Source organism: Streptomyces ipomoeae 91-03 (assembly GCF_000317595.1).
Lineage (GTDB): Bacteria > Actinomycetota > Actinomycetes > Streptomycetales > Streptomycetaceae > Streptomyces > Streptomyces ipomoeae.
Genome location: NZ_AEJC01000047.1, coordinates 1 through 14,565 on the forward strand (window position 1 = coordinate 1; position 14,565 = coordinate 14,565).

Here is a 14,565-nt window from a genome sequence, read left to right on the forward strand (position 1 = left end):
TGGTGTGGCGAAGCGAAGCGATCAGTGGTGGCCGTGGCCGCTCATGATCTCCTTGTACTCCTCGACGGTGGGCTTGACGATCTGGTTGTCGTCGCTGTAGTAGCCCTTGCTCAGCTTGGCGCGGAGCTTCTCGCGGCGAGTGATCTTGCGGGCGACGCCGTTCTCGTCGACCGCCGGACCGATCTCGGCCGGCTTGTACTGGTCGTGCGCGGTGAGCGTGTGCAGCTGCTCCTGGCTGAGCGGCTCGTGCACCTCGATGAACTCCCCGTGCGGCAGACGCTTGATGATGCCGGTCTCGCGACCGTGCAGCACCTTGTCCCTGTCACGGCGCTGGAGGCCGAGGCAGATCCGCTTGGTGACGATGAACGCGATGACCGGGGCCACGAAGAACGCGATCCGGACGAACCAGGTCACCGCGTTGATCGACAGGTGGAAGTGGGTCGCGAACAGGTCGTTGCCGCCGCCGATCAGCATGACCACGTACCAGGTGATCCAGGCGACACCGATGGCCGTGCGCGTCGGAGCGTTGCGCGGCCGGTCGAGAATGTGGTGCTCGCGCTTGTCGCCGGTGACCCAGGACTCGATGAACGGGTAGACCGCGATCGCCGCCAGGACCATCGGGAAGATCATCAGCGGGACGAACACGCCCAGGACGAGTGTGTGGCCCGCGAAGTTGATCTCCCAGCCCGGCATGGCACGGATGAGGCCCTCGGAGAATCCCATGTACCAGTCGGGCTGCGCACCGGTGGACACCTGGTCCGGGCGGTACGGGCCCATGGCCCAGATCGGGTTGATCTGGAAGAGCGCCGCGATCACCGCGACGACACCGAAGACCAGGAAGAAGAAGCCTCCGGCCTTGGCCATGTAGACCGGCAGCAGCGGCATGCCGACCACGTTGTTGTTGGTCTTGCCGGGGCCCGCGAACTGCGTGTGCTTGTGGTAGAAGACCAGGATCAGGTGGGCCACCACGAGGCCGAGCATGATGCCCGGCAGCAGCAGGACGTGGACCGAGTAGAAGCGTGCCACGAAGTCGCCGCCCGGGAACTCCCCGCCGAAGAGGAAGAACGCCAGGTACGTGCCGACGATCGGCACGGACAGGACCGCGCCCTCCATGAAGCGGACACCGGTGCCGGAGAGCAGGTCGTCCGGGAGCGAGTAACCGGTGAAGCCGGTGAACATGCCGAGGACGAACAGCAGGAAGCCGAACAGCCAGTTGATCTCACGCGGCTTGCGGAACGCGCCCGTGAAGAACACGCGCATCATGTGCACGAACATCGCCGCGAGGAAGATCAGCGCCGCCCAGTGGTGGATCTGCCGGATCAGCAGACCACCGCGCACCTCGAAGGAGATGTGCATGGTCGAGTTGAACGCCTCGGACATCAGCTGGCCCTGCAGCGGGACGTACGGGCCGTTGTACTCCACCTCGTTCATCGACGGGTGGAAGAACAGCGTCAGGTACACACCCGTGAGGATGATGATGATGAAGCTGTAGAGCGCGACCTCGCCCAACATGAACGACCAGTGGTCGGGGAAGATCTTGCGCATGTTGGCCTTGGCCAGGGAGTAGATCCCGAGCCGGCCGTCGGCCCAGTCGGCGACGCGCTCGCCGGCCGGTGCCTTCCCGCGCGAGCGCGAGTCGGTGGTGGTCGTAGTGCTCATCCGCGCTCCCAGAAGGCAGGACCGACGGGCTCTTCGAAGTCACTCACCGCTTCGAGGTAGCCGTCATCACCGACGGTGATCCTCAGCTGCGGAAGGGCGTGACCCGCAGGGCCGAAGATGACCCGACCGCCGTCGGCGAGGTCGAAGGTGGACTGGTGGCAGGGGCAGAGCACATGGTGCGTCTGCTGCTCGTACAGGGAGATCGGGCAACCGACGTGGGTGCAGATCTTCGAGAACGCCACGATGCCCTCGTGCGACCACTCCAGCTCGCGCTTGTCCTTGATGTCGTCCGGCTGGAGCCGGACGATCATCAGGGCGTCCTTGGCGATGTTCTTCTGGAAGTCGTGGTCGTGCTCGTCCAGACCGTCCGGCATGGCGAAGGTCAGCGACCCGACCGCGACGTCGGAGGGACGCAGCGGCTCCATGGTGTTCATGTTGACGAGCTTCTTGCCCTTGGCCCATGTGGTGTGCCGCAGCTTGGTGCCGGGCGCCGGGCCGAGGCCGCCCAGCAGCATGACGCCGGAGAGCGGGAACAGGGCCAGCGCGCCGAACATCGTGGTGCGGATCAGCTTGCGACGGCCGAGCGCGGACTCCTTGGCGCCCTGCTTGAAGTCGGCGAGGACCTTCGCCTTGACCTCGGGCGAGGCCTCGATCGGGTGTCGCTCGTCAGCGATCTCCACGTCCGACATCAGCGTGCGGGCCCAGTGGACCGCGCCGGCGCCGATGCAGAACAGGGCCAGACCGAGGGTGCTGCCCAGCGCGAAGTTCAGCGCGCTGATGTGACCGAACGGCCAGATGAAGACCGACTTGTCGACGTCGATCGTCAGGTACGAGGCGATGAAGCCGACGGTGGACAGCATCGACACCGTGAACAGCAGGGCGACCGTGCGCTCGGACCGCTTGGCGGCCCGCTCGTCGATGTCCTGGATCCGGTGCTCGTGAGGCGGGAGGCCAGGGTCGGCGAACGGGTTCTCCTCGTTCGCCACCTTCACCGCGCCGTGCGCGTCCTGCTCAGCGGGCAGGTTCTCTTCTGGAATGTCTTGGCTACTCATGACTTCTTGGCCTTTGCGGTCCGAGCGGCGACCCAGACGGCGACGGCGATCAGCGCGCCGAGCCCGAAGATCCAGCCGAAGAGGCCCTCGCTGACCGGACCGAGTCCGCCGAGGTTGAGGCCACCGGGCTCAACGGTGTCGTCGCTGTTGACCGCTTCGAGGTACGCGATGATGTCCTTCTTGTTCTCCTCCGACATCGTGGTGTCGGGGAAGGACGGCATGTTCTGCGGGCCGGTCTGCATGGCCTCGTAGATGTGCTTCGGGTCGACACCCTCAAGGCTCGGCGCGTACTTGCCCTCGGACAGCGCGCCGCCCTTGCCGGTGAAGTTGTGGCACTGAGCACAGTTGGTACGGAAGAGCTCGCCGCCCTCGGCGATGTCCGCGCCCTCGGGGTTGTACGCGTTCTCGGACGGGATCTCCGGACCAGAGCCCAGGGAGGCGATGTACGCCGCGAGCTGGTCGATCTGCGCCTGCTTGTAGACGACCTTCTTGCGCGGGATCTGCGCGCCCGGCTGCTGGGCGGGCATACGGCCGGTGCCGACCTGGAAGTCGACGGCCGCCGCGCCCACGCCCACCAGGGAAGGCCCGTCGGTGGTGCCCTGACCGCCGGTGCCGTGGCAGCTCGCGCAGCCGACGGCGTAGAGCTTCTTGCCCTCCTCGATGGTGAGGGTCTGGGCGGTTTCATCGGCTCGCGCGTTTTCCGCAGGCGCGAAGGCGTAGAACAGCCCCCCGGTGGCCGCCAGCGCGATGAGTAGGACGACGAACGCCGCCAGCGGATGGCGTCGTCGTGCGGAGAGCTTTTTCACGGATTACCCCGGTGTCAGGATCTTCTGCGTCGGTGCTTCTGGAAGGGTCGTTCTCGGCTCGAGGCGGGCGCTTGCTCCACCCGGCCCGGCGCCCGATTACTTGATCATGTAGATCGTGGCGAAGAGGCCGATCCAGACGACATCGACGAAGTGCCAGTAGTAGGACACGACGATGGCCGCCGTCGCCTGCTCGTGGGTGAACCTCCGGGCCGCGTACGTGCGGCCGAGGACCAGCAGGAAGGCGATGAGGCCGCCCGTCACGTGCAGGCCGTGGAAGCCGGTGGTCAGGTAGAAGACCGAGCCGTACGGGTCGGACGAGAGCGACAGGCCCTCGTGCTTGACCAGCTCGGTGTACTCGAAGACCTGACCGCCGATGAAGATCGCGCCCATGATGAAGGTGACGATGAACCACATCCGGAGCTTCTTCACATCCCCGCGCTCGGCGGCGAACACACCGAGCTGGCAGGTGAGGGAGGAAAGCACCAGGATCGTCGTGTTCGTCGCCGAGAACGGGAAGTTCAGGGCATCGGCCTTCTCCGCCCAGAACTCGGGACCGGTCACCGATCGCAGGGTGAAGTACATCGCGAAGAGGGCCGCGAAGAACATCAGCTCGGAGCTCAACCAGATGATGGTTCCGACGCTGGTGAGGTTCGGCCGGTTGACCGACGGGTGCGCGTGCCCGGTATCTACTGTCGTTGCTGTCGCCACGACCGACATTATGTCGGTCGCTTATCCCGCCCTCACTCCGGGGGGTGCCGTTCGGAGTGTTGCTCCCTTCCGTACCGGTGCTGACGTGGTGTTCAAGGGAGTAGCATCCGCGCAACGGGCCTGTCCTTACGACGCTGACGTCACGGAGGAACAATGCAGCCGACCGCCACGGTGCTGGTCTACAGCGACGACTCCAACACCCGCGAACAGGTACGGCTGGCCTCGGGCCGGCGACCGGCTCCTGATGTGCCCCCGGTCGAGTTCGTGGAGTGCGCTACTCCGGGTGCTGTTGTCAGGGAGTTGGACAAGGGCGGGATCGACGTCTGCGTCCTGGACGGGGAGGCCGTGCCCATGGGGGGCATGGGGTTGTGCCGGCAGATCAAGGACGAGGTGTTCAACTGTCCGCCGGTGCTTCTGCTGATCGCTCGGCCTCAGGATGCGTGGCTTGCCACGTGGAGTCGGGCGGAGGGGGCCGTGACGCTGCCGCTGGAGCCGGTGGAGTTCGCTGCGGCCCTGGCCTCCCTGCTCCGTAAGAAGAAGGCGTTGAGCGCCCAGTAGCTCGGGAGCGTCTGTTCTTCGGGCGACTACGGGATCGTCGTGGTTGATCGCGCCCACGCGGCGGAGCCGCGGATCCCGTACAGCCCCGCGCCCCTTACGGGGCGCTCCTCAGACCGACTGCGGATTCAAACGGGCCGTCTGTCGGGCGTCGGGCGGCTGCTTCCTGCCTCCTGCCAGTGCGCTGCCCTCTCGCCACTTCTCCCAGGTGAGGTTCCAGTCGCCGTAGCCGTTGCCGAAGGGGGCCATGGTGTCGCCGGCCGAGTTGACGACCTGGACGATGTCGCCCTCGTTGATGGTGTCGTAGAACCACTCGGCGTCGGCGTTGCTCATGCCGGTGCAGCCGTGGCTGACGTTGGCGTAGCCCTGGGCGCCGGTGGACCAGGGGGCGGCGTGGACGTACTCGCCGCTGTTGGTGACCCTGACGGAGCTGTGGACGATCAGGTCGTAGAAGTCCGAGGCGCCGATGCTGGCGCTGGTCATGCGAACGCTGCCTTCCTTGGCCAGTACGACCTTGACGCCGTTGCGGGTGTCGTAGCCGGGCCTGCCCGTGGTGACCGGGATCTTCTTGATGGCCTTGTCGTTCTTGTAGACGGTCATGCGGTGCGACGCGGCGTCCGTGAGGGCGACGATCTTGTCGCCGGTGGTCAGTGTCAGGGGCTTGGCCTTTCCGCCCCGGATTCGATCGCTGATCTTGATGCCGTCCAGGTTGCTGCGGACCTGGATGGTGGCGTGCGCGGGCCAGTACTCCTTGGGGCGGTAGTGGAGCTTCTTGTCGTCCACCCAGTGCCAGGCGCCCTCCACGGTGGGGGTGGAGCGCACTTTGAGGGCGCGTTCGACCACGGCCCGCGCCGCCCTGTCCTTGACCGGTGTGCCGAGTTCGGCGGTGACGGGCTGGCCGACGCCGTATCTGCCCGCCTTGGGGCCGAAGGTGACATCGAGGCGCTTCTTGGTGAGGGGGCGGCCGGTGTGGAAGGAGCGGACCTCGCGGCCGGAGGCGCCGTCGTCGTCCTCGGTGCTCACGCGGACCGTGTAGCGGGCGTTGGCGGCGAGCGGCGCCGTGGAGTGCCAACGGCTGCCGTCGGCGGAGAGTTCGCCCGCCACGTACCGTCCTGAGGCGTCCAGGGCGGTGACGTCGGTGATACGCGCGTCATGCCTGGCGGTGACTTCCAGGGGCTTGTCCGGGTCGGCCTTCTTGCCTTCTCCGGTCGGGGTGCTGAAGGAGACGTGGTCGCCCGCGTCGTAGGGCCGGTCCGAGAGCGGATGGCCGCCGGAATCGCAGGCGCTGATCGCCACTCCGAGGGAGAGGGCCAGCAGGGTGCCGTGGACGACCATACGGTTGCGCGGGCGCGTCGGTGTCGAGCGGCCGAGCGCACGGAGGTCCGAGGGGTCGAGCACGATCGGTCGCTCGACACCGGCTGTCGCGCCCCGAGAAGACACTGATTGGCTCATGAGCCCAACGTAGGAACGGTCGTCGAGCGTGGCGCGTCGGGTGACCCGAGTGGGGGACATCCGGCGCGGCAAAAGGGGGGAAGCCCGGACCCTCCTGTCGGAGTGTCCGGGCTTCCGTGTGCTCGGCGTGTGTTACTGGTTCTGGTTCTCGCCGCGGTAGTACTCGAAGACCCAGCCCCACAGGCCGATCATGATGATCGGGGCCGAGAAGTACAGGAGCCACCAGCCGAAGATGACACCCATGAAGGCGAGCGCTCCACCGATGCCCAGGGAGAGCGGCTGCCAGCTGTGCGGGCTGAAGAAGCCCTGCTCGCCGGCGTCGTCCGCGACATCGGCCTCCTTGTTGTCCTGGGCACCCACGTCGACGCGCCGGGCCGTGAAGGCCAGGTAGTAGCCGACCATGATGCACAGGCCGAAGGCCAGGAAGAGCGCCGTGGTACCGGCCGGCTCCTTCGACCACACGCCATAGACGATCGCCATGGCGAGGACGAAGACGCTCAGCCAGATGAACATCTTGCCCTGGATCTTCACTTGCCGGCCTCCTTGCCGCTGGCACCGCTGCCCGCGAGCTCACTGGCACCGTGGCCGCCGTGCGCGAGCTGTTCGAGCGCGGCGATCTCCGGGTGGTGCAGGTCGAACGCCGGGGATTCGCTGCGGATCCGCGGCAGGGTGAGGAAGTTGTGCCGCGGCGGCGGGCAGGAGGTCGCCCACTCCAGCGAACGGCCGTAGCCCCACGGGTCGTCGACGCCGACGGGCTTGCCGTACTTGGCGGTCTTCCAGACGTTGTACAGGAACGGCAGGATCGACAGACCGAGGACGAACGAGCTGATCGTGGAGATGGTGTTCAGCGCGGTGAAGCCGTCGGCCGCCAGGTAGTCGGCGTAACGACGCGGCATGCCCTCGGCGCCCAGCCAGTGCTGGACGAGGAACGTGCCGTGGAAGCCGATGAACAGCGTCCAGAAGGTGATCTTGCCCAGGCGCTCGTCCAGCATCTTGCCGGTCCACTTCGGCCACCAGAAGTGGAAGCCGGAGAACATCGCGAAGACGACGGTGCCGAAGACGACGTAGTGGAAGTGCGCCACCACGAAGTACGAGTCGGAGACGTGGAAGTCCATCGGAGGCGAGGCCAGGATGACACCGGTCAGACCACCGAAGGTGAAGGTGATCAGGAAGCCGGTCGCCCAGAGCATCGGCGTCTCGAAGGACAGCGAGCCCTTCCACATCGTTCCGATCCAGTTGAAGAACTTCACGCCGGTCGGTACGGCGATGAGGAACGTCATGAAGGAGAAGAACGGAAGGAGCACGCCACCGGTGACGTACATGTGGTGCGCCCACACCGTCACGGAGAGGCCGGCGATCGCGATGGTCGCGCCGATCAGACCCATGTAGCCGAACATCGGCTTGCGGGAGAAGACCGGGATGACCTCGGAGATGATGCCGAAGAACGGCAAGGCGATGATGTACACCTCTGGATGGCCGAAGAACCAGAAGAGGTGTTGCCACAGCAGGGCGCCGCCGTTGGAGGCGTCGAAGACATGGGCGCCGAACTTGCGGTCCGCCTCCAGGGCGAACAGCGCGGCCGCGAGGACCGGGAAGGCGAGCAGGACCAGGACACCGGTCAGCAGCACGTTCCAGGTGAAGATCGGCATGCGGAACATGGTCATGCCGGGCGCGCGCATGCAGATGATCGTGGTGATGAAGTTGACCGAGCCGAGGATCGTGCCGAAGCCGGAGAAGGCCAGACCCATGATCCACATGTCGGCGCCGACACCCGGCGAGCGGACGGCGTCCGACAGCGGGGAGTAGGCGAACCAGCCGAAGTCGGCCGCACCCTGCGGGGTGAGGAAGCCGGCCACCGCGATCAGCGAGCCGAAGAGGTAGAGCCAGTAGGCGAACATGTTCAGCCGCGGGAACGCCACGTCGGGCGCGCCGATCTGCAGCGGCATGATCCAGTTGGCGAAACCGGCGAACAGCGGCGTCGCGAACATCAGCAGCATGATCGTGCCGTGCATCGTGAACGCCTGGTTGAACTGCTCGTTCGACATGAGCTGCGTACCCGGGCGGGCGAGCTCGGCGCGCATGAAGAGCGCCATGACGCCGCCGATGCAGAAGAACGCGAACGACGTGACCAGGTACAGCGTGCCGATGGTCTTGTGGTCGGTGGTCGTCAGCCACTTGACGACCATCTCACCACGGCGTTGGCGCCGGACCGGCTGCTCGTCCTCGTAGTGGGACCCTGCCGCCGCGGCACCCTGAGGTTCGTTGAGGATGCTCACAGTACGTTCGTCTCCCGGTCCTTCTCGTGCTGGGTCTGCTCGATGCCCGCCGGGACGTAACCGGTCTGCCCCTTCTCGACCAGCTCCTTGAGGTGCTGCTCGTACCGCTCCTGCGAGACGACCTTCACGTTGAAGAGCATCCGGGAGTGGTCGACACCGCACAGCTCGGCGCACTTGCCGAGGAACGTGCCCTCATGGTTGGGCGTCACCTGGAACACATTGGTGTGGCCCGGGATGACGTCCTGCTTCATCAGGAACGGCACCACCCAGAAGGAGTGGATGACGTCACGCGAGGTGAGCACGAAGCGGACGGTCTTGCCCTCGGGGAGCCACAGGGTGGGGCCGGGGTTGCCTGTCTGCGGGTTCCGGTCGCCCGGGATGCCGCAGGTGTACACGCCGCCCGCGTTGTCCGGGAACTGGTTCTTCCACTTACTGGGAATCGCGTCCAGGTTCTCGTCGGTCTTCGCGTCACCGGTCGAGCCGTCGACGTTCTCGATGTAGTTGAAGCACCAGCTCCACTGGAAGCCGACGACGTTGACGGTGACGTCGGGCTTCTTCGACGTGTCGAGGAGCTCCGACTCGTCGCGGGCGGTGAAGTAGAAGAGCACCGAGACGATGATCAGCGGGACGACCGTGTACAGCGCCTCGATGGGCATGTTGTAACGGGTCTGTGGGGGAACTTCGACCTTGGTGCGGCTGCGCCGGTGGAAGAAAGCACTCCACAGGATCAGGCCCCAGACCAGTACGCCCGTGGCGAGCGCGGCCGCCCACGAGCCCTGCCACAGGGAGAGGATCCGCGGAGCCTCTTCCGTGGTCGGGGTGGGCATACCAAGGCGGGGGAAGTCCTTGTATGTGCAACCGGTGGCGGTCGCCAGGACCAGGCCCGCAGTCAGTGCCTGCAGCAGCTTCCGCCGCATCGGGCGCCGCGGCGAGCGGTCGGAGCCGTTGGGACTCACGTAGCGCCTTCCCGAGAGTCTCGCCCGCGCGGTATGGCTGCGGCCTTCTCGCTGGTCGGTCGCCGCCCTGCGTCGGGCAGGGGTTTGGATGTTTATGCGGACCAAACCCTAGCCGACGCCCTCCGGGGGGTCGCGGGGAGGGGGTACCAACGCGCCGGGGGTCACGCCGGGCGCCTAACAGCTCGGGGGTTCGGGTGTTTTGGCGGGTGCGGGTGGTTTGTGGCTGGTCGCGCAGTTCCTCGCGCCCCTTTGGGGCGCCGTCCTGAGCCCCTGCTTATAGCGTTGGCCTGTGGGCTACTTCGACGCTGCTTCATCCGCTCCCCTTCATCCCGTTGCCCGGCAGGCGTTGCTGGCCTCTCTGGACGAGGGGTGGGCCGACCCCGCTCGGCTGTACCGGGAGGGCCGTCGGGCCCGGCTCCTGCTGGACGCCGCTCGGGAGGCCGCCGCCGAGGCCGTGGGATGCCGAGCCGACGAACTGGTGTTCACGTCCTCCGGAACACGTGCCGTGCACTCCGGGATCGCGGGGGTGTTGGCGGGACGGCGGCGGGTCGGGAGTCACCTGATGGTGTCGGCGGTCGAACACTCTTCGGTGCTGCATGCGGCGGAGGTGCACGAGGCCGGGGGCGGGACGGTCACCCAGGTGGGTGTGGACCGGCTCGGCGCCGTCGATGCGAGGGCGTACGCCGAGGCCCTGCGTCCCGACACCGCGCTGGCCTGTCTGCAGTCCGCCAACCACGAGGTGGGGACGGAGCAGCCGGTGGCCGAGGTGGCGGCGGTGTGCCGGGAGGCCGGGGTGCCGTTGCTGGTGGACGCGGCGCAGTCGTTGGGGTGGGGGCGGGTCGACGGGGACTGGTCCGTGTTGACCGGCAGCGCCCATAAGTGGGGTGGCCCGTCCGGAGTCGGTCTGCTCGTCGTACGGAAGGGTGTGCGGTTCGCGGCTCAAGGCCCCGCCGACGAGCGGGAGTCCGGGCGGGCCGCCGGCTTCGAGAACATCCCGGCGATCGTGGCGGCGGCGGCCTCGCTGCGGGCCGTACGGGCGGAGGCCGCCGCCGAGGCCGTACGTCTACGGGAGTTGACGGACCGTATCCGGGCCCGGGTGCCGTCGCTGGTAGCGGATGTCGAGGTGGTCGGGGACCCGACGCGCCGACTGCCGGGCATCGTCACCTTCTCGTGTCTCTATGTCGACGGGGAGACATTGCTGCACGAGCTGGACCGTGAAGGATTCTCTGTCTCTTCCGGGTCGTCCTGTACGAGCAGCACGTTGACGCCGAGCCATGTGCTGAAGGCCATGGGTGTGCTCAGCGAGGGCAACGTCCGGGTGTCGCTGCCGCCGGGGACGCCGGAGGAGGACGTCGAGCGCTTCCTGTCGGTGCTGCCGGACACGGTCGCGACGGTCCGGGAGAAGCTGGGGGCACCGGTCCCCACGACCGTCGCACACGAGGACGCCCTGCTCGTGGACGCCCTCGGCAAGCGCTGCCCGATCCCGGTCATCGAGCTGGCGAAGGTCATCGGCGACGTGCCGGTGGGGGGCACGATCCGCGTCCTGTCGGACGACGAGGCGGCCCGCCTGGACATCCCGGCGTGGTGCGAGATGCGGGGGCAGGAGTACGTGGGGGAAGAGGAGGCGGAGAGGGGTACGGCGTATGTGGTGCGAAGGGCGAGCTGAGGGGATGGGGGGTCCCCCGCGCTCTTGACGGGCCGCAGGCCCGAAAGGGGCGCGGGGCTGTGTCGATATGCGGCTCCGCCGCGTGGGCGCGACCAGCCACATCGAACCGGCAGTCGACAACGCACCCACCGAAGCGACCCAGAAGTCGCCGAGGCCCCCTCTAGCCCAGGTGCGCCTGAACCTCCCGGGCGGCGTCATCCCCGTACGCCTTGGTGAACCGCTGCATGAAGTGGCCCCGCCGCAGCTCGTACTCCTGCGTACCGACCGTCTCGATGACGAGGGTCGCGAGCATGCACCCCACCTGCGCGGCCCGCTCCAGCGAGACCTCCCACGCCAGCCCGGACAGGAACCCGGCGCGGAAGGCGTCGCCGACGCCCGTGGGGTCGGCCTTGCGCTCCTCGTCGGGGCAGCCGACCTCGATGGGGTCGTGACCGGCCCGCTCGATGCGGACGCCCTGCGCGCCGAGGGTGGTCACCCGGTGGCCGACCTTGCCGAGGATCTCGGCGTCCGACCAGCCGGTCTTGGACTCGATGAGGCCCTTCTCGTACTCGTTGGAGAAGAGGTACGTGGCGCCGTCCAGCAGTATCCGGATCTCGTCGCCGTCCATGCGCGCGATCTGCTGGGAGAAGTCGGCGGCGAACGGGATGCTCCGGGAGCGGCACTCCTCGGTGTGACGGAGCATCGCCTTGGGGTCGTCGGCGCCGATGAGGACGAGGTCGAGGCCGCCGATCCGGTCCGCGACGGTCTTCAGCTCGATGAGGCGGGCCTCGCTCATCGCGCCGGTGTAGAAGGAGCCGATCTGGTTGTGGTCGGCGTCCGTGGTGCATACGAAGCGGGCCGTGTGCAGGGTCTCGGAGATGCGCACCGAGGCCGTGTCCACACCGTGCCGGTCGAGCCACGCGCGGTACTCGTCGAAGTCGGCGCCCGCCGCGCCGACCAGGATCGGGTTGGTGCCGAGCTGTCCCATGCCGAACGCGATGTTCGCGCCGACGCCGCCTCGGCGTACGTCCAGCTGGTCGACGAGGAAGGAGAGGGAGACCGTGTGCAGTTGGTCCGCGACGAGTTGGTCGGCGAAGCGGCCCGGGAAGGTCATCAGATGGTCTGTGGCGATGGAGCCGGAGACTGCGATACGCACGGCGAGGACACGCTCCTGCGGGAGAGAGGATTGACAGTTCACGCTACCGGGTCGTCCGCGCGCCCTGAAGCAGGCAAAACTACCCGATAGTAGGGCTTTCTTCGTGAGGTTCCCAGTGCATACGGTGCCGTTATGACGAACCCCAAGATCCATGGCACCGTCCCGTTCGACCTGGACGGCGACCTCGCGGCGCTGCGCGGCGACTGCGCCCGGATGGTCTCGCACTGGGCCGCCCCCGCGAAGGTCATTACGGCTCCGGTGTCCCCTTCGCTCATCCATGGGGTGACGGTGCCGGCGACCTCCGCGCGGCTCGTGGACGCGATGTCCGACTACGGCGACTGAGGTCACCGCGCGGTTTCATCGATCCCCAGTGGGAACCGCTTGCTCCCGCGCCGCGTCCCATCGCTGTCCCCCGTATAGGGGATGCGGTGTACGACCAGCCGAAGGAGCGATGCGGTGAACTCCGAGCGACCCGACAACCCCGAGACCCCGGACGAGGGCCCCGAGCCCGACGCCACGGAGCGGATCGGGGCGGTCGGGGATGACGTCACCGAGGCCGCTGAGGCCGGGCCCGACGCGGCCGACAAGGCCGGGCCCGACCCCTCCGACGAGGCCGACGAGGCCGACGAGGGCGCGTCTGACGCCGCCCGTGAGGTCGAGCCTGATGTCGGCGCCGACGACGGTCATGTCGTCGAGGTCGGTGGTGCCGGGAAGCCCCGGCGGCGCCGTCCTCGGGTGGCTGTCGCGGCGGTGGCCGCCACGGTACTGCTGGTCGGGGTCGGTGGGGCGTATCTGGCGACGAGCGCGTCCGGGGGTTCGGAAGGTTCCGGTGGGTCCGCTGCTTCCGGAGGCGACGGCACTCCCCCGGCGCTGGCGCTCGACGGCTACGGCGGGGGCGGTTCCAACGGCATAGCCCCCGGTGAGCCCAACCCCAACGGCGTGACGTATCGCGCGGACGGTGAGCTGCCCGACGGTCCCGACTCGGCCCCGGTGTACTCCGTGAAGGGCGAGGTCACGGCCGCCGAGGTGGCCCGCCTCGCGAAGGCACTCGGCATGGAGGGCAAGCCGACGGCCGAGGGCGAGACCTGGCGGGTCGGGAGCGTGGCCGACGGTTCGGGGGCGAGTCTCCAGGTCGGCAAGCAGTCGCCGGGGACCTGGACGTTCAACCGGTACGCGCAGGGCACCGACAACTGCCAGAAGGTCGACGTCTGCACCGCCGGTACGACGGCCGGGGGTGCCGAGGCCGCGGATCCGGTGAGCGAGGCGGTCGCCGAGAAGGCGGCGGCCCCGATCCTGAAGGCCGTCGGCCAGGACGACGCCAAGGTGGACGCCACCCGGCTCATCGGGGCCATCCGGGTGGTGAACGCCGATCCCGAGGTCGGTGGGCTGCCCACATACGGCTGGGCGACCGGCGTCCAGGTGGGCGCCGACGGCCAAGTGGTCGCCGGCAGCGGCAACCTGAAGGCCCCGGTGAAGGGCGACACGTACCCCGTGGTCGACGCGGAACGGGCCCTGGACCTGATGAACGGCTCGGGGCAGGGCGTCGGCACCGCGCGCGAGGACCTCGGCGGCTGCGCCACTCCCGTACCGATGGACGGGGGCAACGGAACGATCAGGGCGGACGAGTCACCGTGCGAGCCGGCGACGACGCTGCCGAAGCCGGAGGCCGTGACCGTCGAGAACGCGGTGTTCGGGCTCGCCTCGCACCATGTGGACGGGCGGCCGGCGCTGGTGCCGTCCTGGATGTTCGAGGTACGGCCGACGGGGGCCGGGGAGAGCTACACCGTCACGCATCCGGCGGTCGACCCGAAGTACCTGGCCTCGCCGGAGCCGCGCTCAGAGCCGACCGAGCGGCCCGGCGACGACCCGACCACCGGTCCCACGTCCCGCGATGTCGAGATCCAGGGCTACACGGCCGACGGCAAGGAGCTGACCGTGTCCTTCTGGGGCGGGGTGTGCAGCGACTACTCGGCCTCGGCGACCGAGGAGAAGGGCAAGGTGACGGTCACCGTGACCGACACCCCGTGGGAGGGCAAGGTCTGCATCATGATCGCCAAGGTGGTGGAGCGGACCGTGCGGCTCGACCAGCCGCTCGGCGACCGCAAGGTGGTCGGCTCGGACGGCAAGGAGATCCCGGAGGGCGGGATCGCGGAGCTGGAGCCGCAGTAGTACCGCAGTGGCACCGCCGCGGTGATGCCCGAGGTCCGTGCCGGCACACATACACCAGCGCACATAGAGCACATATATACGAAGGCCGCATGCACCAGAGTCGCGGCCAGGCTGAACACGTCCGCGGCCTC

13 protein-coding genes are annotated in these 14,565 nt (G+C 68.0%); 4 read left to right on the forward strand and 9 right to left on the reverse strand.

What is annotated here, in order from left to right; all coding sequences use genetic code 11:
• Positions 1-21: 21 nt before the first annotated feature.
• The 4 genes from qcrB to ctaE all read right to left on the reverse strand — a co-directional run bounded on the left by qcrB (position 22) and on the right by ctaE (position 4,234).
• Complete coding sequence (gene qcrB, locus STRIP9103_RS02465) at positions 22-1,659, reverse strand: cytochrome bc1 complex cytochrome b subunit (protein ID WP_009296651.1); 1,638 nt, start codon at positions 1,657-1,659, stop codon at positions 22-24.
• Positions 1,656-2,711 (reverse strand): cytochrome bc1 complex Rieske iron-sulfur subunit, encoded by a 1,056-nt coding sequence (qcrA, locus tag STRIP9103_RS02470; RefSeq protein ID WP_009296665.1) that lies wholly within the window; start codon positions 2,709-2,711, stop codon positions 1,656-1,658. Before qcrA ends, qcrB begins: the two co-directional genes overlap by 4 nt.
• On the reverse strand, positions 2,708-3,517 hold the full coding sequence (gene qcrC / locus STRIP9103_RS02475; protein WP_009296668.1) for a cytochrome bc1 complex diheme cytochrome c subunit: 810 nt from the start codon (positions 3,515-3,517) through the stop codon (positions 2,708-2,710). The genes qcrA and qcrC overlap by 4 nt, the downstream gene beginning before the upstream one ends.
• A 96-nt stretch (positions 3,518-3,613) precedes the next feature.
• Complete coding sequence (gene ctaE, locus STRIP9103_RS02480; RefSeq protein ID WP_048819560.1) at positions 3,614-4,234, reverse strand: aa3-type cytochrome oxidase subunit III; 621 nt, start codon at positions 4,232-4,234, stop codon at positions 3,614-3,616.
• A 144-nt stretch (positions 4,235-4,378) separates the two neighbouring features.
• Here ctaE and STRIP9103_RS02485 point away from each other — a divergent pair, with 144 nt between their 5' ends.
• Positions 4,379-4,783 (forward strand): response regulator, encoded by a 405-nt coding sequence (locus tag STRIP9103_RS02485; protein ID WP_009296670.1) that lies wholly within the window; start codon positions 4,379-4,381, stop codon positions 4,781-4,783.
• Between the two features lie 108 nt (positions 4,784-4,891).
• Here STRIP9103_RS02485 and STRIP9103_RS02490 read toward each other — a convergent pair whose 3' ends face one another.
• The 4 genes from STRIP9103_RS02490 to ctaC form a co-directional block, all read right to left on the reverse strand.
• A complete protein-coding gene (locus STRIP9103_RS02490; protein ID WP_009296663.1) occupies positions 4,892-6,115 on the reverse strand; it encodes a L,D-transpeptidase in 1,224 nt (407 codons plus the stop codon).
• 249 nt (positions 6,116-6,364) lie between these two features.
• Positions 6,365-6,763, reverse strand: coding sequence for a cytochrome c oxidase subunit 4 (locus tag STRIP9103_RS02495; RefSeq protein ID WP_009296655.1), 399 nt, complete (start codon positions 6,761-6,763; stop codon positions 6,365-6,367).
• Complete coding sequence (gene ctaD / locus STRIP9103_RS02500) at positions 6,760-8,508, reverse strand: aa3-type cytochrome oxidase subunit I (protein WP_009296653.1); 1,749 nt, start codon at positions 8,506-8,508, stop codon at positions 6,760-6,762. The genes STRIP9103_RS02495 and ctaD overlap by 4 nt, the downstream gene beginning before the upstream one ends.
• Complete coding sequence (ctaC, locus tag STRIP9103_RS02505; RefSeq protein WP_009296661.1) at positions 8,505-9,464, reverse strand: aa3-type cytochrome oxidase subunit II; 960 nt, start codon at positions 9,462-9,464, stop codon at positions 8,505-8,507. The genes ctaD and ctaC overlap by 4 nt, the downstream gene beginning before the upstream one ends.
• A gap of 289 nt (positions 9,465-9,753) precedes the next feature.
• Here ctaC and STRIP9103_RS02510 point away from each other — a divergent pair, with 289 nt between their 5' ends.
• Positions 9,754-11,130, forward strand: coding sequence for a cysteine desulfurase/sulfurtransferase TusA family protein (locus tag STRIP9103_RS02510; protein WP_009296660.1), 1,377 nt, complete (start codon positions 9,754-9,756; stop codon positions 11,128-11,130).
• Between the two features lie 160 nt (positions 11,131-11,290).
• Here STRIP9103_RS02510 and STRIP9103_RS02515 read toward each other — a convergent pair whose 3' ends face one another.
• Positions 11,291-12,265: a carbohydrate kinase family protein gene (locus tag STRIP9103_RS02515; protein WP_009296657.1), complete on the reverse strand. Its 975-nt coding sequence runs from the start codon at positions 12,263-12,265 to the stop codon at positions 11,291-11,293.
• A gap of 132 nt (positions 12,266-12,397) precedes the next feature.
• Between STRIP9103_RS02515 and STRIP9103_RS02520 the strand changes: the two genes are divergently transcribed.
• Together STRIP9103_RS02520 and STRIP9103_RS02525 are read left to right on the forward strand one after the other, a co-directional pair.
• On the forward strand, positions 12,398-12,607 hold the full coding sequence (locus STRIP9103_RS02520) for a hypothetical protein (RefSeq protein WP_009296659.1): 210 nt from the start codon (positions 12,398-12,400) through the stop codon (positions 12,605-12,607).
• A 114-nt stretch (positions 12,608-12,721) separates the two neighbouring features.
• On the forward strand, positions 12,722-14,434 hold the full coding sequence (locus STRIP9103_RS02525; protein ID WP_009296649.1) for a hypothetical protein: 1,713 nt from the start codon (positions 12,722-12,724) through the stop codon (positions 14,432-14,434).
• Positions 14,435-14,565 lie beyond the last annotated feature (131 nt).

Coding starts and splice junctions, on each gene's coding strand:
- qcrB (WP_009296651.1), bottom strand. CDS start 1,659: ATGAGCACTACGACCACCACCGACTCGCGCTCGCGCGGGAAGGCACCG.
- qcrA (WP_009296665.1), bottom strand. CDS start 2,711: ATGAGTAGCCAAGACATTCCAGAAGAGAACCTGCCCGCTGAGCAGGAC.
- ctaE (WP_048819560.1), bottom strand. CDS start 4,234: ATGTCGGTCGTGGCGACAGCAACGACAGTAGATACCGGGCACGCGCAC.
- STRIP9103_RS02485 (WP_009296670.1), top strand. CDS start 4,379: ATGCAGCCGACCGCCACGGTGCTGGTCTACAGCGACGACTCCAACACC.
- STRIP9103_RS02490 (WP_009296663.1), bottom strand. CDS start 6,115: ATGGTCGTCCACGGCACCCTGCTGGCCCTCTCCCTCGGAGTGGCGATC.
- STRIP9103_RS02520 (WP_009296659.1), top strand. CDS start 12,398: ATGACGAACCCCAAGATCCATGGCACCGTCCCGTTCGACCTGGACGGC.